Origin of the sequence: Pseudomonas paraglycinae, from assembly GCF_021601625.1 — a bacterium.
In the GTDB taxonomy this organism is placed as follows: Bacteria; Pseudomonadota; Gammaproteobacteria; order Pseudomonadales; family Pseudomonadaceae; genus Aquipseudomonas; species Aquipseudomonas paraglycinae.
In genome coordinates, this window is record NZ_BQHR01000002.1 from 126,194 (window position 1) to 143,952 (window position 17,759).

At 61.8% G+C, this 17,759-nt stretch carries 15 protein-coding genes; 1 reads left to right on the forward strand and 14 read right to left on the reverse strand.

The genetic code is table 11. The features are described 5' to 3' along the window. Window positions 1-12: 12 nt before the first annotated feature. Both L6D82_RS02795 and L6D82_RS02800 read right to left on the reverse strand, forming a co-directional pair. Complete coding sequence (locus tag L6D82_RS02795; protein WP_236188012.1) at window positions 13-411, reverse strand: DUF4440 domain-containing protein; 399 nt, start codon at window positions 409-411, stop codon at window positions 13-15. After that, window positions 408-1,778 carry an MFS transporter gene (locus L6D82_RS02800; RefSeq protein ID WP_236188013.1) on the reverse strand — a complete coding sequence of 457 codons (1,371 nt, stop codon included), beginning with the start codon at window positions 1,776-1,778 and terminating at the stop codon, window positions 408-410. Before L6D82_RS02800 ends, L6D82_RS02795 begins: the two co-directional genes overlap by 4 nt. Window positions 1,779-1,887: 109 nt before the next feature. Between L6D82_RS02800 and L6D82_RS02805 the strand changes: the two genes are divergently transcribed. Further along, window positions 1,888-2,769, forward strand: coding sequence for a LysR family transcriptional regulator (locus tag L6D82_RS02805; protein ID WP_102686905.1), 882 nt, complete (start codon window positions 1,888-1,890; stop codon window positions 2,767-2,769). Between the two features lie 132 nt (window positions 2,770-2,901). Here the strand turns inward: L6D82_RS02805 and L6D82_RS02810 are convergent, their stop codons facing one another. From L6D82_RS02810 to L6D82_RS02865, 12 genes are all read right to left on the reverse strand, one after another. Next, window positions 2,902-3,726: an SDR family oxidoreductase gene (locus tag L6D82_RS02810; protein WP_236188014.1), complete on the reverse strand. Its 825-nt coding sequence runs from the start codon at window positions 3,724-3,726 to the stop codon at window positions 2,902-2,904. A 34-nt stretch (window positions 3,727-3,760) separates the two neighbouring features. Then, the gene (locus tag L6D82_RS02815; RefSeq protein ID WP_007957299.1) at window positions 3,761-4,225 is read right to left on the reverse strand and encodes a hypothetical protein; all 465 of its coding nucleotides are present in this window, start codon (window positions 4,223-4,225) and stop codon (window positions 3,761-3,763) included. A 138-nt stretch (window positions 4,226-4,363) separates the two neighbouring features. Beyond that, entirely contained in the window at window positions 4,364-5,815 is a 1,452-nt protein-coding gene (locus tag L6D82_RS02820; RefSeq protein WP_011332549.1) for a mannose-1-phosphate guanylyltransferase/mannose-6-phosphate isomerase, read from the reverse strand. Between the two features lie 105 nt (window positions 5,816-5,920). Beyond that, window positions 5,921-6,577 (reverse strand): alginate O-acetyltransferase AlgF, encoded by a 657-nt coding sequence (locus L6D82_RS02825; protein ID WP_085608134.1) that lies wholly within the window; start codon window positions 6,575-6,577, stop codon window positions 5,921-5,923. 14 nt (window positions 6,578-6,591) lie between these two features. Further along, window positions 6,592-7,764, reverse strand: a complete 1,173-nt coding sequence (locus tag L6D82_RS02830; protein WP_236188016.1) for an alginate O-acetyltransferase — start codon at window positions 7,762-7,764, stop codon at window positions 6,592-6,594. 10 nt (window positions 7,765-7,774) lie between these two features. Further along, complete coding sequence (locus L6D82_RS02835) at window positions 7,775-9,340, reverse strand: MBOAT family O-acyltransferase (RefSeq protein WP_011332552.1); 1,566 nt, start codon at window positions 9,338-9,340, stop codon at window positions 7,775-7,777. Between the two features lie 130 nt (window positions 9,341-9,470). Next, window positions 9,471-10,595 (reverse strand): mannuronate-specific alginate lyase, encoded by a 1,125-nt coding sequence (locus L6D82_RS02840; RefSeq protein ID WP_236188017.1) that lies wholly within the window; start codon window positions 10,593-10,595, stop codon window positions 9,471-9,473. A gap of 8 nt (window positions 10,596-10,603) precedes the next feature. Continuing rightward, window positions 10,604-12,055 (reverse strand): alginate O-acetyltransferase, encoded by a 1,452-nt coding sequence (locus L6D82_RS02845; RefSeq protein ID WP_236188019.1) that lies wholly within the window; start codon window positions 12,053-12,055, stop codon window positions 10,604-10,606. A gap of 10 nt (window positions 12,056-12,065) precedes the next feature. Further along, a complete protein-coding gene (gene algG, locus L6D82_RS02850; RefSeq protein ID WP_102717171.1) occupies window positions 12,066-13,637 on the reverse strand; it encodes a mannuronan 5-epimerase AlgG in 1,572 nt (523 codons plus the stop codon). Between the two features lie 26 nt (window positions 13,638-13,663). Beyond that, the gene (locus L6D82_RS02855) at window positions 13,664-15,151 is read right to left on the reverse strand and encodes an alginate export family protein (RefSeq protein ID WP_102717126.1); all 1,488 of its coding nucleotides are present in this window, start codon (window positions 15,149-15,151) and stop codon (window positions 13,664-13,666) included. Beyond that, window positions 15,148-16,554, reverse strand: coding sequence for an alginate biosynthesis TPR repeat lipoprotein AlgK (gene algK / locus L6D82_RS02860; protein WP_129972997.1), 1,407 nt, complete (start codon window positions 16,552-16,554; stop codon window positions 15,148-15,150). The genes L6D82_RS02855 and algK overlap by 4 nt, the downstream gene beginning before the upstream one ends. Before the next feature lie 9 nt (window positions 16,555-16,563). Next, on the reverse strand, window positions 16,564-17,733 hold the full coding sequence (locus tag L6D82_RS02865) for an alginate biosynthesis protein Alg44 (protein WP_039769455.1): 1,170 nt from the start codon (window positions 17,731-17,733) through the stop codon (window positions 16,564-16,566). Window positions 17,734-17,759 lie beyond the last annotated feature (26 nt).

Below are 17,759 nucleotides of genomic sequence, written 5' to 3' on the forward strand. Positions count from 1 at the left end.
AACCGGACGGTGTCAGCCCTGGCAAAACGTCTCATGCAGATGCCGCCAGATCACCCGTCCGGATTCGGTTTTTTCAAATACCACGGTTGAACGCCGATCCGTGTGCAATCCGCTCGCATCGGTCTGCTGTTCGCGGTAACTCACCGTCGCGCCGCCTTCATGCAATGCGATCCCTTGAAGCTCGTCGAGCTCGATCCTGAACCCGCTCTTCTTGCCGCCGGCCATTTGAAACAGCGCACGCAAGGCCTCGAAATCCAGCACTCGCCCCAGCGGCGTCACCATGGAAAACCGGGGCGAAAACCGCGTCAGCAATCGCTCCAGCGCTGCCTCTTCTTCCTCCACGGCAAACCATCGCTCGATGGCCTCATGGGCCCGGATCACTTCGTCAAAATAGTCGGTGTAGTCAGTCATATGGATTTTTCCTGAAGGTGAGGTGAGCGCAGAAGGGCGAGCACTTTTGTCGAGTCGAAACGCAGCACGGCGGCTATCGGCAACAGCGTGAGCAGTGCAGCGGCGAGAAAGCAGTATTTGAATCCGCTGGCTCCCAAGGCGCCAAGCAATGAACTGAGCAGTGCCGCGCCGAGGCAGAAGCCGAGCTGGCGGTTGATATTCCACAGAGCGCTGGAGTGGCCCATTTTCTCCGGCGTGATGCCGACAAATGCCAGAGTCTGCGCGGTGACACTGCACAGACTGCCGCCCAGTCCCATCAGGGCATAGGCGAGGATCAACGGGCCGCTGGCGGGTTGATCGATCTGCATCAGCACGACGATGCCGAGGCATTGCAGCAGCATGCCGACAATCAGCAACGGCTTGGGACCGATCCGGTTGAAGCTGCGTTTACCCAGCATGATCGCCACGCCCGAGGCCGCCGCCCAGGCCAGCATCAGCGCCCCGGTCTGTGCTGCGCCGAAACCGAGATCGTGCAGGTACAACACGGCAATCATGTTGGTGCCGGTAAAGATGCCGGGCACGAACAGATAGATCAGCATCGCCAGGCGCAATGACGGGTTCTTGATCAGTTGAAGATCAAGGACTGCACCCGGTTTGTTCCAGCCATCGCGCTGGTAGATCCACAAGGTGATGACGCTGAGCAGCAGGACACCGCCCGCGAGATGTCGGGTTGCGGGGGCACTCGCCAGACTGACGGCCATCAGCAACAGACTCAGCGCTGCCACCGCCAGCAGCAGGCCGCGGGCGTCCAGTGTCGGGCGCTCACTCGCTGCCTGATCCGCTTTCAACCAGAGCAGGCCCAGGCCGAAAGCGAAAAGCGCCACCGGCATGTTCAGAAGGAAAATCCAGCGCCACGACAATGCCTCAACGATCAAGCCTCCAGCCGCCGGCGACAGGGCCGGCACCATCAGCGCCACCAGCAAAACCACACCGGTGAAGTGCGCGCGTTGTGTCGCCGGAAACTCCCGATAGGCCAAGGCCTGACCGACCGGCAGCAGTAACCCGCCACCCAGCCCTTGCAGCAGTCGCCAGCCGATCAGGCTTTCAATCGAAGCCGCCTGAGCGATAAGCCCGGAGGCGATCCCGAACACCAGCAGCGAACCGAGGATCAGCCGCCGCTCGCCCACCCGTGCAGCCAGCCACACGCTCATCGGAATGATCAGCGTCAGCCCGAGCATGTAGGCGTTGGTGATCCAGGCCAGTTGCGTCACCGAGGCGTGCAACTGCGCCGCGATGTCCGGGTAGGCGATGCTCGCGGCGAACATGTTCAGCAGGTCGAGGGCGAACCCCAACAGATACACCAGCGCGACTTTCGAGCGATAGGCCATGGCAGCTTCCCTGTGATGAGGCGTGCAGGGTAGGGCGTTGGTGGCGATAGAAATACGCTGGTTTGGCTGCTAGTTTGTCAAAATAATTTTGACAGGGAGCGCTGCGAACATGGTCAGCCTGGATCGATTCGATACCTTCAAGGCCGTGGTCGAGGCCGGCTCGCTGACCGCCGCCGCTGATACGCTGGGGCAGACGCGGGCGGTGGTGAGCTTCAACCTCAAACGTCTTGAGCAAGAGTTGGGCGTCACCTTGCTCACCCGCAACACCCGGCAACTGGCCCTGACCGATGCCGGCGAACGTTTTTACCGACGCTGTCTGCGCACGCTGGACGAAGCACGGTTGGCCATCGAGGAAGCGCGTTCGGAGCACTCGCAACTCAAGGGCACCCTGCGCATCACCACGACCGTGGAGTTCGCGCTGGCTCAGGTGGTGCCGGCGCTGGAGGTGTTTCGACAGCAGCAACCGCAACTGAACATTCACCTGTCCACGTCCTCGACCCATGCCGATCTGATCTCCGAACGCTTTGACATGGCAATTCGTCTGGGCCGCATGCACGACTCCAATCTGCGGGCGGTGCAGTTGTCGACGTTCGAGGTGTTTGCCGTGGCGGCGCCGGGTTTGATCGAGCGATTTGTGCCGGTCGATACGCTGGCGGTGCTGGAGTCGATGCCGACGCTCGGGCATGGGCGAGTGCCGGAAATGACGGTCAGCGACCCGGCCGGCACCGAGCATGTCTACCAGCCAAAACCGGGAACCACTGCCATTGTTGCCGACAACTCCGCGACCCTGCGTGCCTTTGCATTGACCGGGCAAGGCGTGGCGATTCTGCCGCAGTGGCTGATTCAGGAAGACCTCGACGCCGGTCGGTTACAGCGTTTGCTGCCGGATTACCGCTTCGCCCAGCAAGGGGTATACGCGTTGTACCCGGACACCCGGCACCTGCCGTTGAAGGTGCGGGCGTTCATTGATTTCATGAAAGGCTGGGGGTGAAGCTCTGCGGTGTCTGCACTGGCGCCATCGCGGGCAAGCCACGCTCCCACAGGTTTAGCGTGGCATTCAGATATCCAGTACGACACAAAAACCTGTGGGAGCGGGCTTGCCCGCGATGGGGCTGACGCGGTTTCAGAGTTGCCCGCGCAAGCCGAAGCGCTTCATCAACGTCGATTCCAGCAACCCTTTCGGCAGCAACGTCGCCAGCAGCGGCAACGCCCGGCTGCCATTGCCGATGCGGATCAGGCGTGGCGGCTTGCTCTGCTGCACAGCCTTGAGCAGCTCGGCAGCAAATTCGCTGGCCGGGGTCGGTTTGTCCTGCGAGGCCTTGGCCCGCGCCCGAATGCCTTCACGCAACGGAAACCACGGCGATTGTTCGTTGATCAGTTGTTCGGCTTCATGCCCGGCATTCTTGGCGAAGCTCGATTGAATCGCCCCCGGCTGCACTTCCAGCACGCGAATTCCGAACGGCGCCAGCTCCATGCGCAACGCATCACTCAACGCGTGTACCGCCGCTTTCGACGCGCAATAGGCGCCGGCAAATGGCGTGACCAGAACCCCGGAGACGCTGCCGACATTCACCACCAGGCCCTTGGCCCGGCGCAGTACCGGGAACAGCGCGCGGGTCACGCCGACTATCGAAAACACGTTGGTTTCGAACTGGCGCTGCATGGCCGGAACGCCGCCGTCGAGCAGCGGCCCCATGGCGCCGTAACCGGCGTTGTTGATCAGCACATCGAGGCCGCCATGTTGCTGGTTGATCCGTTCGGCGAGTTGTTCCAGCGCTGCGCTGTCATTGACGTCGAGCTGCACCGCCGTGAACCCGGCCGCACCGAGTGTCGCGACATCTTCAGCCTTGCGCGCACTGGCCCAGACCTCGTAGCCGGCGCCTTTGAAGGCATCGGCGAGGGCGCGGCCGATGCCGCTGGAACAACCGGTAATCAACGCAACGGGCATGGCGCATTCCTTGTGCAAAGTGTGAGGGGAGGGATCAGTCGGAGAAACTACCCTGCAATCGCTCGGCGCGAAACTCCAGGGTTTGCGGGCGATAACCGGGGCGCAACGGCGGCATCGGCAGGCAGTCTTCCCAATTGCCGCCGGGCTGCAATTCGCCGGGGCCGCGATAGCGCGGGGCGGCGTATTGATTGTCGGCCAGGTTCACGGTGTCGCCCGGCGCGTACGCCGCGATGCGCCAGCGCAGTTCGGTCAGCGGCACGTCGTTGCCGTTGTTCATCTTGAGCAGCAGCGGGCGGTCGGCGGGGCAGTGTTCGGGGGCATAGACGATGCGCAGTTCCAGGCGCGCCAGTTGCTTGACCTCGCGGTTGTCCAGCCACACCACCCACATCGCCACCAACCCGAGGCCAACGGCGGCGGCCATGGACACCGGCAAGGCCTTGGCCGGGTAGCGCAACAGCAGGATCAGCCAGGTGATGACCAGCAAGACGCCGATGAACATGTCGCGAAACCTCGTGGGCAGGGAAGGTTCATCCTACCTAAGCCTGGAGGCGGTTGGCGAAAAAAAAAGCCCCCGCCCAACCCGCTGCGGATAGGGGACGCAGCGGGCTGGACGGGGACTTCTTGTTTTACGGAACGCTTACTGCGCGATGGTTTTCACCGACACGCCGCGTTCGATCGGGGTAGAGCGACCGTAGATATCTTCGAAGCGCTCGATATCGTCTTCGCCCAGGTACGAGCCCGACTGCACTTCGATGATTTCCAGCGGGATCTTGCCCGGGTTGCGCAGGCGATGCACCGAGGCGATCGGGATGTAGGTCGACTGGTTTTCAGTGAGCAGAAACACGTTCTCGTCGCAGGTCACTTCGGCGGTGCCGCTGACCACGATCCAGTGTTCGGCGCGGTGGTGGTGCATCTGCAGCGACAGGCACGCGCCCGGCTTGACCGAGATGTGCTTGACCTGGAAGCGGCCACCCATGTCCACCGAGTCGTACGAGCCCCACGGACGGTACACCTCGCAGTGGTTCTGGGTTTCGCTGCGGCCTTGGGCGTTGAGGGTGTTGACCATCTGCTTGACGCCCTGAACCTTGTCCTTGTGGGCGATCATCATGGCGTCCTTTGTTTCGACGACGACGATGTTTTCCAGACCGATCACCGACACCAGTTTGCCGTTGCCGTGGATCATGCAGTTCTTGCTGTCCTGGATCACCACGTCGCCCTTGCTGACGTTGCCGTTGGCGTCCTTCTCGTTGACTTCCCACAGCGACGACCAGCAGCCGACATCGCTCCAGCCGGCAGTCAGCGGCACCACGCAGGCGCGCTGGGTTTTTTCCATCACGGAATAGTCGATGGAGTTGTCCGGGCAGCAGGCGAAGGTGGCTTCGTCCAGGGTGACGGTGTCGGCATCCTGCTGGCTGCGCTCGAGGGTCAGCAGGCAGGTGTCGTAGATGTCCGGATCATGCTTTTTCAGCTCTTCGAGGAAGCGGCTGGCGCGGAACAGGAACATGCCGCTGTTCCAGTAGTAACCGCCGGACTCAACGTACTCGGTGGCGCGTTTGACGTCGGGTTTTTCCACGAAGTGCGAGACGCGGCTGACGCCTTCCGGCAGCAGCGAATCACCGGTGGACTTGATGTAGCCGTAACCGGTTTCCGGTTTGGTGGCCGGTACGCCGAACAGCACCATCTCGCCGTTTTCGGCGGCAACGGTGGCCAGAGCCAGGGCGCGTTGCAGGGCTTTCTGGTCTTCCAGAACGTGGTCGGCCGGCAGCACCAGCATCAGTTCGTCGCGACCTTCATTGACCAGCATCATCGCGGTCAGCGCCACGGCCGGCGCGGTGTTGCGACCGAACGGTTCCATCAGGATGCGCTGGCATTCCAGATTGCGGCTGGCCAACTGCTCGTTGACGATGAAGCGGTGATCCTTGTTGCAGACCACGATCGGGGTGTCCATGCCTTCGAACACCAGACGCTCGAGGGTCTGCTGGAACAGCGTGTGTTCGCCGGTCAGGGCGAGGAATTGCTTGGGAAACTGCTTGCGCGAAAGCGGCCAAAGACGTGAGCCGCTACCACCTGACAAGATCACCGGAATCATATTGTTTACTCCATAAAATCGATTGGTTAGAGGCACGAACGCTGTGTCGTTTCACTCTTGTTGTTGTTCCGTGCCGGGCAGCGACGGCTGCCCGGTTTCATGTGCTTAGCGAGTCGACACCGGGCGTTTCACCCAGACTGGCGACAGGTTGCTGCCGTTGCCGGTGACGTACAGCACGGCTGCTTCACCGCGCTCCAGGGCGACCGGTTTCACGTCGCCGACTTTCTTGTCACCTTCGTACAGCGCCAGGCTGACTTTCACCGGGTTGATTTCACGCTCGCCACGGCCCTTGGCGGCCACGTTCGGCACCACGTCGGTCTTGCCGTCGGCGGTCTTCAGGGTCAGCGGTTTGTCGCTGAGGTTCTGCACGCGCACCAGGGATTTCTGCTTGTTCTTGAACGGTGGTTCTTCGATCAGTTGCGGCGCGCCGGAAGCGTTGTTGACCAGGGTGTAGTAATGGTCACCGGCGAGTTTCACCGGCAGGGTCTGGCTGCCGACCTTGGCGCTGTAGTCGCCGCCCGGCATGAAGCTGAAGTCGCTGCTGGCCAGCGGCGCGACGTCGCTCAGATTGGTGCTGCCGACGGTGGCGCTGACTTCAGCGTTGCTGGCGTTGTAGACGCGCACGAAGGTCGAGCCTTTCGGTGCAGTCGGGCCGTACAGCGCAGCGTCGCCACCGGCGAAGGCCTGGACCGACAGCACGCTCAGACCCGCAACCAGAGCGAAGCGTTTGGCGAGACGACGAGGAGTTGTAGTGAAAGTCATGGTGTACCTCTCTTTCAGTTTTGCGCCCGATCGGGCGTCTCGGATTTAGTGTTTACAGCTACGTTTTGTTGGCGCGCGCCGGCTTGTTTAAGCTCTGCGACCCACTGTGGGTCGGCGTCGCCGATTTCGTTGTTCACAGGCAGATATCGTTCAGGAAACTCCCAGATCAGCACCTGTGGCGGGCTGTTCTTGAAGTCATCGCTTTTCAGGTAGCTGAGCATCGGCAGAATCGGGCCGTGGCCGTCTTCGGCGTAATTGACGACGTCGCTGTGCAGCGCTTGCTTGAGTGCACCGACGAAGTTCCAGTTCGGGTTGGCGCTGTAGCTGGTGCCGATCAGGGCGACCGGCACTTCGCTGTTGGCGAACAGGGCGTCGTTCCCGGCAGGTTGCTCGACGGCCACGGTGTTGCGCTTTTGCAGCGGCTCCTTGGCCGGCATCAGGTTTTCGAACAGCGGATCCAGCGGCAGGAACAGACGCAGGTCGCCCTTGTGCGTGACCTTCTCCGCCGGGGTGGTGACGAAGCGCTGCGGCTCGCCGCTGAGCGGGAACTTGTCAGCGATGGTCTTGGCCAGGGTGTTGGCGGCGATTTCCGCGCCTTCAGGTGTCCAGTGGGTGTCGGTGCGCAGGAACACTTGCTGACCGTTCTGCTTGGCCGCTTGCAGCGGGCCGAGCAGGTCGGGGGCAAGGATCTTGTCTGCCGCGACACGGGCGTGGAAGTCCTGATAAAGGTTGGCGTGGATGCTCGCCGGTTTCACTTCACCCAGGTGTTCCGGGTACAGGCGAACCTTGGCCGGCACGATCGCCATCACCAGTTTCACGCCTTTCTCTTTCAGGGTCTGGCGCACGCCTTCGACCAGCGCGTAGTTGCCTTGCAGGTTCAGTTCTTCGTTGACGATCGGGTTGAATTCCTCATCGCTGTACAACCACTGATCGCGACCGAGCACCACGCCCGGACGACCTTCGTTGAACAGTTTGAAATCCAGCGCGGCCCAGAGGTTGGTGCCCAGGCGCTTGATCGGAAATTCGTCGTCGTAGTGGGTTTCCACGGCTTTGGTCCAGCGACCGTTGAGCACCGTCGCATCGGCGTTGGTGCTGAAGCCGAAGAAGCTGCGCACCGACCACAGACCGAGCACCAGCAGGGTCACCAGAAACAGCGCGATGTAGAAGATGCGTAATGAGCGGGTCATGTCAGATCCCTCAGAACTGGAAGTAAAGGAACGGCGAGAAGCTTTGCGCCGAGAGTTTGAGAATCGAGGCGATGAACAGCAGCAGGATCAACCCGCGCATCACGTAGCGCGACCAGTCCGCGGTCCAGTAGGCCGGTTGCACCTGGGCTTCGACGCCGACGGTGTAGCCAGGCTCGTGGATGCTCGCCGGGTTTTCGCCCGGGGCTGCCTTGATCATTCCCGGAGTCGCTGTGGCCGGGCCATTGGCCTCGACGTTGACCTCAGGTTTGCTCTTGGCAGGCGGCTGATTGGTGTACAGATCGCGCAGGCCGAAAAACGCCAGAGTCACGTAAGCCACAACCAGGGTCGCGACTTGGAGGCCGGTGAGGCTGGCCTGATTGAGTTCCGACAGCGACCAGTCGCCGAAGCTGAACATCGCGCCGTACATGCGGCCGGCAACGTGCAGGTTCTCGGCGCGGAAGATCACCCAGCCCATGACCACCAGCAGGAAGGTCAGCGCCCAGCGAATCGGATTGAGGCTGCGCGGCGCGGTGTTGAGGCCGAGCATTTTTTCGATCGCCAGCCACATGCCGTGCCACGCACCCCAGACGATGTAGGTGATGTTCGCGCCGTGCCACAGACCACCGAGCAGCATGGTCAGAAACAGGTTGCGATAGGTCATCAGCGTGCCTTTACGGTTACCGCCGAGGGTGATGTAGAGGTAGTCACGCAGCCAGGTCGACAGGCTGATGTGCCAGCGGCGCCAGAACTCGGTAATCGACTGGCTGATGTACGGCTGCTTGAAGTTTTCCATGAAGCGGAAACCCATCATCAGGCCCAGGCCGATGGCCATGTCGCTGTAACCGGAGAAGTCGAAATACAGCTGCGCGGTGTAGGCCAGTGCGCCGAGCCAGGCGTCGCCCGTGGTCGGGTTTTGCAGGGCGAAGCAATGGTCGGCCACCACGGCGAGGGTGTCGGCGATGAAGACCTTCTTGATGAAACCCTGCATGAACCGCGTGCAGCCCTCGGAGAACTTGTCGAGGGTGTGGGTGCGGTTGTTGAACTGATCGGCCAGGTCACGGAAACGCAGCACGGGGCCGGCGATCAGGTGCGGGAAGATCGCCACGAACGCTGCAAAGTCGATCAGGTTGCGGGTGGCCGGAGTGTCGCCGCGGTAGACGTCGATGATGTAGCTGATCGACTCGAAGATGTAGAACGAGATACCGATCGGCAACAGTACGTGGGTGAGGATGAACGGCTCAAGCCCCATCGAGGTCATGATCGCGTTGATGCTGTCGACGCCGAAATTGGCGTACTTGAAGTAGCCGAGGATGCACAGGTCCACCGCCACACCGAGCAACAGCCAGCGCTGGGCCGGTTTGCTGCGCACGCCGGCGGCGCCGACTTTCAGGCCGATCCAGTAGTTCCACAGGGTGACGCCGGCGAACAGCGCCAGGAAGTCCACCCGCCACCACGCGTAGAACACGTAGCTGGCGATCAGCAGCAGCAGGTTGCGATAGCGTTGCCCGCTCAGGTAGTACAAGCCGAGAAAGATCGGCAAGAACAGAAACAGGAACACGTTGGATGAAAATACCATCCCGATCTCTCCATGTTTGAACCAACAGTCAAGGGCCAAAGCCCCCCCAAACCCCCCGTGGTGTTGGAGGGGTGAAACAGTCCTGCGATCGTTCCCACGCAGAGCGTGGGAACGATCAGCCGATCAGCGACTAACTGCCCTTGTTACCTTTCTCGTGCGAAGGGTCGTAGACCTTGGTCAAGTCGCCGCCGAGGCGGAAGGTCTTGAACGGCTGCATGCCGTGCTTCTTCTCGATCACATCCGGCGAACAGGTGTAGAGGGTGCAGAACGGCTCAAGCCAGGCGAATTTCATGTCCTGTTTCAGGTCGGTCATGTCCTGCTCTTTGCCGTTCTTCTTCTCGAAGTCCTCGGGATCTTTCACCCCGGCCAACACCCGGTCACCCAGACGTTTCAGCGCGCCGTTGTTTTCCTGACGCAGATCCACACCGTTGACCTGGGCGAAACTGGCGATCATCGCCAGCGGCGGCAGGGCGTAGTTGTGATAGGCGAGGGCGCGTTGCTGGCGCTTGAGTTCGTTCGGCAGGAAACCGTCGGCATCGACTTGATTGACGCCGACCTTGTATTCCTTGACTGCCCAATCGAACAGGTCGCGGCGGTTGGTCGCGACCGACGTCGCCATCACCGACCAGGCTGCCCAGTACGAGTGGTTGTTGGTTTTTTCCAGCGGCAGGTTGTCCCAGTCGCTGACCACCTGATCGGCCATTTTGCTGAACCAGGCTTCGATCACCTGGGCTTCCTGCTGGTGCTGGGCCAGCGGATGAGAGTCGGAGAACTTCAGGCGAATGTACGAAGAGGCCATGCTGCCCAGCGCCCATTTGCGCATCGACTTGCCGGTGTGGTTGAAATCCTTCGACATCAACGCATCGGCCTTGGCCCAGGCAGTCAACCAATTCAGCGTGCAATCGAGCTGTTCCGGACGACCGTCGCGCATGAACTGCATCACCCGTTTGGCAGTGCCGCGCTCAAGTGTGGTGATGTCTTTGGTGGTGTCGCGAAAGGCTTTTTCCGACTGCACGTTCAGCGTCGCGCGGGCCTTGTCCGAGCCTTCGTATTTGCTGCGAAATTGCAGTGGCCCGGTGTAGGGCGTCGGCATTGCATCGCAGCCTTCGCTCTTGTCGCCGGTCTTGAATTTATCCACAGGCGCGAAGTAGCCCTGTGGAGGACGCAGCGGCGCGGCGGCCTGCGCGGTGCCGGCGAAGATCGCCAGCCCGAGCAGCGTCGGCGCCAAAAGAGTTTTCAGTTTCGGATTTCGCATAGCAGACCTCATTGCCCGACCTGAGCGGTTTGTGGCCCAGCGCCCGGGAATACGTTGCGTTTGCAGATTTTCGCTTCGACTTTCTGTGGCGCGGTGCCCGCTTCCGGGCCCTGGACTTCGACTGCCAGCAGGTTTTGCGAGGCCCAGTCTTCGTCCGTGCGCAACTCAAAGGCGAAACGACCGTCGGTGTCGGAGGTTTCCGGTTTCTCGATCTTGATGTCCTCGTGGCGACCGTTCATGTACCAGAGGGTGGCTTGCAGGGTTTTCACCGAGGTGTCGGCGAAGCGGATGTCGACCTGATGGCTGCTGTTCTGCAGGTTCAGGTTCTCGCTGTTGACCAGCAGTTCTTGTTTGCCGCCCGGCTTGAGCGTGGTACTGGCGGACATTTGCGCCTCTTTGCCTTCGCAGCCGTTGTCGAGCAGCGCCATCATCTGGCGATAGATGGTTTCCTGGTCGAGGCGGTACAGCGGCGAGAATTCCCAGATGAGAATTTTCGGCGGCGTCTTCTGGAATTCGTCGCTGCCCAGGTACTGCAGCATCGAACCTTCCAGACCGCCGCCGGGGAACGCGACGTTGAGAATGTCGGCGCCGATGGCTTCTTCAAGGAAACCGGCGAAGTTGTAGTTCTTGCCGCTGTGCGAAGTGCCGACCAGGGTGATTTGCGGATTGCCGGAATCGCCGAACAGATCGCCGTCACCCGCTTCGCCTTTCGGCTCGGTGGTGAACTGGTCCATGTACTGGATCGCGTAACTGGTGCCGCACAGTTGCCCGGCCATGTTGTGCAGGGTGCCGGTCTTGCCCATGCGCCCGGAGCGTTTGGTTTCGAACTCACGCTTGGGAATGTCGGCGAAAGCCGGGATCTGCTTGACCTTCTCGGCGACGATTTTCGCCGTGCGCTGGGCACCGTAAGGGGTCCAGTGCTGGTCACCGCGGAAGTAGAAATCGTGGGCGGGCAGGGTGTCCGGCAGCGACTCGTTGGTCAGCGGCGACAGGTCTGGCACCACGTAACCCATCTTGGCGAAACGGCCGAGCATGGTCTTGTAGTTGCCCAGTGCTTTCTCGTAATCGAACGCGGCTTTTTCTGCCGGGTTGAGCTTGTTGCGGTTCACCAGACCACGGGTTGGCTGGTAGACGATCACCAGTTCGACGCCTTTGGCCTTGAACGCATCGTGCAGCTGTTGCAGGCGTTTGTAGCCGGCCGGGGTGGTGTTGAACTCGGTGCGCAGGTCTTCCTGGGTCCGGAACAACCAGTCGCCCTGCGCCTGCACCAGAGTGGTGAAGTTCTGCTGGTAGCGGGTGGTGTAGTTCTTCGCGTCATGGGCGGCCGGGCACAGGCTGCAGCAAGGTTCGGCCGTGAATTTCGGCGGCTGGACTTCATCGGCGCGGGCGCCGTTGCTGGCCGCCAGAATGCCCACGGTCAGGGCCGACAGGCTGAGTAATTTGATCAGGTGTGGGTGCATAAAATTATCCTCAGTCCTGCAATTCGGTCTGGCGTTCGACAGGGTCGATCAGCACGGCTTTCTGCTGGCGCACCAGCAGGTCGAGAATTTCATCCTGGCGCTCGCCAAGGATGCCGTTGAAGCTGATGCCGCTGGATTTGGTCGGCGCCAGCATCGACACGCGATACAGCTCGACACTCAGTGGCGAATCGATCGACAGCGGGCCGCTGCCGTTGGCCGCCAGTTCACCGCCGACCACGATCAGCGAAACCTGGGCGTCGAACGGGTCGAGCTTGATGTCACGGTCGGTGTCGGTCAGGTCCTTGATGTGCCCGTAGACGCCGGTCAAACCGTTGGCCATGGCGACGTTTTCGTAGAGGCGGATGTTCACGCTGTTACGAATGCGGATGCCGTGGCGCTTGTTGCTGATGACCTTGTTGCCCCACAGCAGGTTGTCGGCGGACTCGTAGAGGGTGATGCCGTCGGTGTGGTTCTTGTAGATCTCGTTGTAGGCAATGATGTTGTTGACGCTGTTACGGTCGATCACCAGCCCCGAGAGGTGGTTGTCGTAGCTTTTGTTGTTGAAGATGAAGCTGTCGTTCACCTCACGGGAAATGATGATCCCGTGCTTCTTCTTCGTGCCGTACACCGTGTTCTCGGCAATGATCAGGCCGTGGGAGCGGTCGTGCGGGTCGATGCCGTAGACGATGTTGTCCTTGTAGGTGTTGCCCTTGACCACGAAGTCGCGGGTCTCGTAGCAGTAGAAGCCGTACCACATGTCCGAGAACTCGGAGCCGACGATCCAGCCGGTCGGCTCGGGACGCTTGAGCACCTTGGCCATGTTCGGCGTGTACTGGGAAATACTCACGCCGTAGGACTTACTGTTGGCGTAGCCGAAGCTGGCCATCTTGCTGTTGACGATGTAGGTCTCGGTGCCGCCCCAGGCCAGCAGGAACGGGCGGAATTCCTTCGGCGAACGGAAGGTCGCCGGGCCGTTTTCCTTCTCGCGCCAGCCGGTGACCTTGGTGTCACGCACGAACAGCTGGCCGTCGTTGACCAGGAACGAACCGGCCTCCTGGGACAGGCGCAATTCCTGGGTCTGGCCGTCGATTTCGAGGATGCCTTTGCGGCCGACCACTATCGGCAACTTCGCCAGATACACGCCCGGCGAGGTTTCGCTGAAGTACTGCTTCGGCAGCTTCTGCGCCAGCTCTTTCAGGTTCATGTAGCCGTCGTCGACGAAGATCGCCTGCGGGATGCCGTGCTGACGCACCACCCATTCGGCCATCTTGTTGTCGCCGCCGATGAAGTCCTTCAGGGCGTCTTCCTGCATCATCCGGCGCACACTGATCTTGCCCGGTTTGCTGCGCACGATTTTCGCGGCGGCGGCTTCGGCGGTGTAGCCGGAGAGGTCGGGCAATTTCGGCTTGGCCAGTTCCAGCGCTTCGGTCGGCGCGCTGCTGACGGTGTAGGTCTTGGCCTGTTGCAGCTCCTTGGCAGTGGTCACCGGCTTGGCTGGTTCCACACTGGCGAAGGCGCCGGCCGAGGCCAGCAGCATCGCGCCGGCCAGCAGGCTGATTGAGCCTTTGCGGGCACTGTTCATGTCGGGCACTCCCTTGGCGGTCAGCATCAGAAGCGCCAGATCACGTCGATGAACGCGCGGTGCATGTACGAATCAACCTGGCTGCCATAGGCATCACCCGGCTTGAACACACCGCCACGGAAACGTACCAGCGCCGACGGCTCGTCGATCGACTGGCTCAACGCCGCCGGCAGCAAGCCTTGCTTGAAGTACTTGGTGACCACCAGATCCATTTCCTGGCCCAGATCCTTGTTGCCGTCCTGCAGTGGCAGCGAGGTGCTGGAGAGGATCGCGCCGGTGACGTCGTCGGTGTTGTTTTCCACGGCGTTGATGCCGTTGCTGCCCACCGGCTTGTTGCCGTCCACGCGCCAGAACTTGTGGTAGATCAGGCTGGCGTCGTACTGGTCGTTGAGCATCCAGGAACCAAACAGGGTGGCGGTCTGCATGTTGTTCATTTCGCCACGGAAGGCTTCGCCGAAACGGTGAACGCGGGAGCGAGTACCGGTGTAGTTCGAGCGGTTGCTTTCCAGGCCGTTCTGTTCGTAATCGGCGCTGGCGCGGGCATAGGCCGCACCGACCTGCCATTGCGGATCGAGGCGCAGACGCACACCGATGTCGGTGGCCCAGCCGTCGACGTTGTCACTGCGCTTGGCTTGCGCCGGACGAGTGCCATCGGCGTTGAGGGCGTTGACCGTGTCGCGGTCGCCGCTCATGCCGGTGATGCTGCCCCAGTAGTTGACGGTGTTGGTGTTGCGCCAGTTGTAGGCGTCGCTGTCGGCGGTCAGGCCGAGCCAGCTGATGTCGCCGTTTTCTTTCTTGTCCAGCGAATCGCCGGCCACGCCCGGCTCCGGATAGTCGAGCTTGCCGTCGTCATGGGTGTGGTGGCCGCGAATCCCGACCCAGTTGCCCGGCGTCCACTGGTAAGCAGCATCGGCGTAGGCGTGCAGGCGATCCTTGTCTTTCGGTGCCAGCTCTTTCAAGTCGGTGCGGTATTCGCTGAAGCGTTCGGCAACACCGGCGTTGGCCCGCAGCAGGGTGGTGTCGAAAGTCCAGTTCAGGGCTTCGATGTTGGTGTCGCGCCACTGGCCGTCGTCATTGCGCAGACGCTGGCGACCGAACTTGAGGATCTCGCCGGGGTAGGGCGTCAGGCCGCTGTAGCCGACCCAGAACTCGCGCATCGCCAGGTAGTTTTTCTTGGTCTTGCGGTCGCCGTTGTCGGTGGTCTGGGTGCCTTCGCTGTCGGACTGCTGCAGGGTGTCGGTCTCGATGATGTCGGTCGAGGTCACGGCCTGGCCCATGGCGTAGGCGCTCCACGCGCCGCTTTCGCCATAGACCCACGGACGCAGGTCGAGGCCGAGGCCGTTGACGTCGCCGCCGCTGGCGGTGCCGAGGTCGCGGTCGTCTTCGGACTGGCCGGTGATTTTCACTTCGAGGCCGAAGTTCTTCGATTCAGTCATCGCGGCCAGGGTCGGGCAAGACCAGATCAGCGCGAACGTGAGGCCAATGCCGGCCTTCACAAAGGGATTCAATTTCATAATTTTTCCTCGCCGTCTTCTTCTTGCAGGGCGTGCAGTTGCAGCGTGTTCTGGCTCAGGGCGCCACGGGTCGCCTGTTCCTGTTGCAGCAGGCGCTGGGCCTCGGCCAAGCGCTCGGGCGGCAGCTGGGCGGCGAGGGTGGTCGCCAGCTCATCGGCTTGCGGGGTGTTTTGCGCCTTGGCCAACTGGCTGAACACGTAAGCGTTGACTGGGTCGGGCTTGGTGCCCTTGCCTTGGGAAAACAGCTGGGCGATGGCGAAGTCGGCGCTGTTCTGGCCGTTGCGCGCAGCGGTCAGGAGATGGTCGAGGGCCTTCTGTGGATAGACCTTGCCCAGGTAGCCACGGCGGTAGATCTGGCCGAGGTAGTAGTCGGCGGCGACTTCGCGGCCGACGGCTTTCTGGAAATGTTCCTCGGCGACTTTCGCGTCGGCCGGGACCAGTTTGCCTTCGTAGTAGAGCTTGCCCAGCAACAGCTCGGCGCGCGGCTGGTCGGCGGCGCGGCCGTTGTCCAGGTACTTCATCATCTGGTCGACGTCGCCCAGTTCCGGGAAGTCGTAGAGCAGTTGCGCGAGGGTGACCCACGACGCCGGGTAGCCTGGAGCGATCGGTTCGAGCAGCGACTGCGCGGTTTTTTCGTCGGTCTTGCCCAGGGTCGAATCGGCCAGCACACGGGCCACCGAATCCACCCGCTGAGCACTGACGGTGCCGCGGCTGTAACCGGCCTGCAGCTGCTTGATCAGCTCGGCCTGTTGCTCCGGCGCGCCACGTTTCTGATAGACCGTGGCCAGCTCGACGTAGCAGATGTCGGTGGTGTTGATTGCAGCCTTGCAGATCTTTTCCACGTCATCCAGATGCTGGTCGTAAGTGCCTTGGGTGCGATACAGCAGCACCTGCGCCAGACCGGCTTCCGGGTAACCGGATTTGCGCCACTGATCGATCTGCTGCTGGGCGTTGATGTTCGGGAAGCTGTGCGGGTATTGCAGGTACAGCATCGCGAGTGGGATCAACGTGTTGCCTTCGCCACTGGCGGCGGCTTTCTTCAGCAGGCTTTCGGCTTCCTGATGCTCGGCTTCGGTGGAACCGGGCTTGGCCACCAGCAAACGACCGAGTCGGGCCTGGGCACGCGGCGAAACACTGGCGGCGGCGCGGTAGGTGGCTTCGGCCTGTTTCATTTGTTCCGGATCGCGGCTGTCGACCTGGATATCGGCAAGGCCCACCTGGGCTTCGCTGTAACCCAGATCGGCCAGCGCACGGTAGTTCTGCGCGGCGGTCGCGGTGTCACCGCGCTTGAGCGCTTCGTTGGCCAGACGCTGGTCGGGCAGGCCGGCGCAACCGGCCAGGGCGATTGCCATGGCCAGCGTCAGCGGGACCGGCAGGATTCTGATAGGGCTCGTCACGGGCATGTCCTCGACTTAAAGACCGGCAGCCATGGCTTTGTCGATCAGCCAGTTCAGGTTCGGACCACGGTCGCTGTTGACTTCCACCGGGCGGCCGGCGAAGCGGCTGTCCAGCGGCTCGTCAGGCTGGATCTGCACACGGATGTCGGAGGACAGGTCGGCGCTTTTCAGGCTGGTGCTGCTGACGATCTTGCCGGTGCGGGTCTTGTCTTCGCCGGCGATCTGGAAACTCACCGGGGTGCCCGGACGCACGTCGCCGAACTGGCGATAGGAGAAGCGCGCATCGACGGTGGCCTGGGTGTTGCGCGGCACCAGTTGGAAGATCACGTCGCCCTTGCTCGCGTATTGACCGTCGGCCACCAGTTGCTGGGCCACGGTGCAATCGCAGGGCGAGGTCAGGGTGCCGGTCATCTGCTTGCCGAACAGTTCTTCAACCTTGGCCGGGGACAGTTGATCTTCTTCCAGGTGACCTTTGAGTACGTCGAGCATGCTGGTGCTGAACGTCGCCAGCGGTGCGCCCTTTGCGGCGACGCCGTCGGACTTCACCAGGCTCTGCACGGTGCCGTCGCGCGGCATGGTGATGTTCATGCCCGGCACGCTGACCAGACCGGCCTGGGCGTGGCTGACGAAGTACATGCTGTACACCGATTTGAAAATGAAACCCGCCGCCACCAGGCCGACCGCGAAGATACCGGCGCTGAAGGTCACCGCTTTCAGACGCCCGAACGGGGTCATGCCGGAGTCGCCGTCCTTGACCTTGCGCGCCTTGGTGAAGTTGTCGCGCTGCAGGGTCGCCAGCACTTCACCGATGCTGACGATGTCGCCGGCCAGGTGCGAAGTGATCAGGTGACGCAGGGTCGAAATGTCCTGCGGTTCAAGGTTCTGGAACTGGCAACCAGCACGACCCGTCTGGCGGTCGTAGGAGCGCACTTGCAGTTCAACGTCCATGGCCAGGCCGAGGTTGTCGATGACGAACTGCAGACGCGCCTTGTACACCTCGCCGACGGTCAGCGGCAGTTGTCCGGCGTTGAACGCCAGACCACCGGCGGACAGGTCGAGGACCCGCGCTTCAACCGGAGTCCGGTCGGGGCCGAAGAAACGCAGCTTGGCCGGGATTTTGACCCGGGCGTGCTGACGCTGGGCTTCGGATTCATGCACTACGTTGGCGTTGACGGCGGTATTCATGGGGGCGATTTCCTTGTTAATTCAAT

What these genes read in the sequence shown, in the direction of transcription:
- L6D82_RS02795 (WP_236188012.1), bottom strand. Translation starts at nt 411, where the DNA reads ATGACTGACTACACCGACTATTTTGACGAAGTGATCCGGGCCCATGAG.
- L6D82_RS02800 (WP_236188013.1), bottom strand. Translation starts at nt 1,778, where the DNA reads ATGGCCTATCGCTCGAAAGTCGCGCTGGTGTATCTGTTGGGGTTCGCC.
- L6D82_RS02805 (WP_102686905.1), top strand. Translation starts at nt 1,888, where the DNA reads ATGGTCAGCCTGGATCGATTCGATACCTTCAAGGCCGTGGTCGAGGCC.
- L6D82_RS02810 (WP_236188014.1), bottom strand. Translation starts at nt 3,726, where the DNA reads ATGCCCGTTGCGTTGATTACCGGTTGTTCCAGCGGCATCGGCCGCGCC.
- L6D82_RS02815 (WP_007957299.1), bottom strand. Translation starts at nt 4,225, where the DNA reads ATGTTCATCGGCGTCTTGCTGGTCATCACCTGGCTGATCCTGCTGTTG.
- L6D82_RS02820 (WP_011332549.1), bottom strand. Translation starts at nt 5,815, where the DNA reads ATGATTCCGGTGATCTTGTCAGGTGGTAGCGGCTCACGTCTTTGGCCG.
- L6D82_RS02825 (WP_085608134.1), bottom strand. Translation starts at nt 6,577, where the DNA reads ATGACTTTCACTACAACTCCTCGTCGTCTCGCCAAACGCTTCGCTCTG.
- L6D82_RS02830 (WP_236188016.1), bottom strand. Translation starts at nt 7,764, where the DNA reads ATGACCCGCTCATTACGCATCTTCTACATCGCGCTGTTTCTGGTGACC.
- L6D82_RS02835 (WP_011332552.1), bottom strand. Translation starts at nt 9,340, where the DNA reads ATGGTATTTTCATCCAACGTGTTCCTGTTTCTGTTCTTGCCGATCTTT.
- L6D82_RS02840 (WP_236188017.1), bottom strand. Translation starts at nt 10,595, where the DNA reads ATGCGAAATCCGAAACTGAAAACTCTTTTGGCGCCGACGCTGCTCGGG.
- L6D82_RS02845 (WP_236188019.1), bottom strand. Translation starts at nt 12,055, where the DNA reads ATGCACCCACACCTGATCAAATTACTCAGCCTGTCGGCCCTGACCGTG.
- algG (WP_102717171.1), bottom strand. Translation starts at nt 13,637, where the DNA reads ATGAACAGTGCCCGCAAAGGCTCAATCAGCCTGCTGGCCGGCGCGATG.
- L6D82_RS02855 (WP_102717126.1), bottom strand. Translation starts at nt 15,151, where the DNA reads ATGAAATTGAATCCCTTTGTGAAGGCCGGCATTGGCCTCACGTTCGCG.
- algK (WP_129972997.1), bottom strand. Translation starts at nt 16,554, where the DNA reads ATGCCCGTGACGAGCCCTATCAGAATCCTGCCGGTCCCGCTGACGCTG.
- L6D82_RS02865 (WP_039769455.1), bottom strand. Translation starts at nt 17,733, where the DNA reads ATGAATACCGCCGTCAACGCCAACGTAGTGCATGAATCCGAAGCCCAG.